General features: G+C 33.8%; 1 protein-coding gene and 1 pseudogene. Both read right to left on the bottom strand.

All coding sequences use genetic code 11. From position 1 onward, the window contains the following. Window positions 1-549 (bottom strand): annotated as a pseudogene (locus KAOT1_RS23555) (amidohydrolase family protein); the annotation flags it as partial. Window positions 550-674: 125 nt separating this feature from the next. After that, a partial coding sequence (locus KAOT1_RS23215; protein WP_007094586.1) for a hypothetical protein occupies window positions 675-950 on the bottom strand: 276 nt, incomplete at its 5' end.

The raw sequence follows: 950 nt of genomic DNA, 5'->3' as shown, positions 1-950 counted from the left end.
AACACTGTTATCTGCTTTTGAATTTAGCGCGACAAGCATTCCATTTCCACGTACAATTCCGTCGTGCATGTGCGTGTTTACAGTTCCAAAACCAGCTTTTAATAAATCGGTAGCTTTCTTATTGTCAAAAGAAAATTTATCGATTGGATTGATGTCTGGTCGAATGTGATCGTTCCAGTAATATCCTGTACGTTGCGCGTCGTATTGTGGCGCTGCTCTCCAACTTCCAGAATTTCGTTTGGGTTTTGCTATTCCGAAATCTGAATACGGATCAATAAAGGAAGGATACACACTTTTTCCTGTCAAATCTACGACAGTAGCATTTTTTGGAATCGAAATATTCGTTCCTGTTCGAACCACTTTTCCATCTTGTATGAGCAGTGTTCCGTTTTCTATCACTTGTGTAGGTGTGACATAAATTTTAGCATTGGTAAAAGCTGTTAGGGTATGATTTTCTGTTTTTACGCCATCATTTTTGGGAAAGTATTCCTGAGAAAAGGCAGATAGACTACAAAAAAACAGTAACAGCAGCAAATAAGATTTTTTCATTGCTTTACTTTAGGTTTGATTGATTAGTTAAAAACTTAAAGATACGGTATGAATGCCTTTGAACGTTATTTTATGAGTTTTTTAACGTTTTTGAGTGCCATTTTTATGAGTTTAACGTAATTTTTTTAGTGATGAATTGGAATTGTAGTGTTTTGAATCCACTTTTGAATGAGTTTTCTGTTGGTTGTAATTTCTGCAAAAACATAAATATCGCTTTGAAAACATGGAGAAGTTGCCGCTTTTTCAATCATGACTTTATTGTCATAATAACTTGAATGTAAGAAGTAGAGTTCTTTGTTTTTGATAAGAATATACCCAACATGATTGCTGAGTCCGACAAAATAAATTCCATCTTCGTAAACTTTGTTTAGTTTTGTTTTTAATTCTTTTTGAGAAATATT

The organism is Kordia algicida OT-1, assembly GCF_000154725.1.
Taxonomy (GTDB): Bacteria; Bacteroidota; Bacteroidia; order Flavobacteriales; family Flavobacteriaceae; genus Kordia; species Kordia algicida.
The sequence above is the reverse complement of the archived record's forward strand: the minus strand, read 5'-3'. Positions and strand labels throughout refer to the sequence as shown.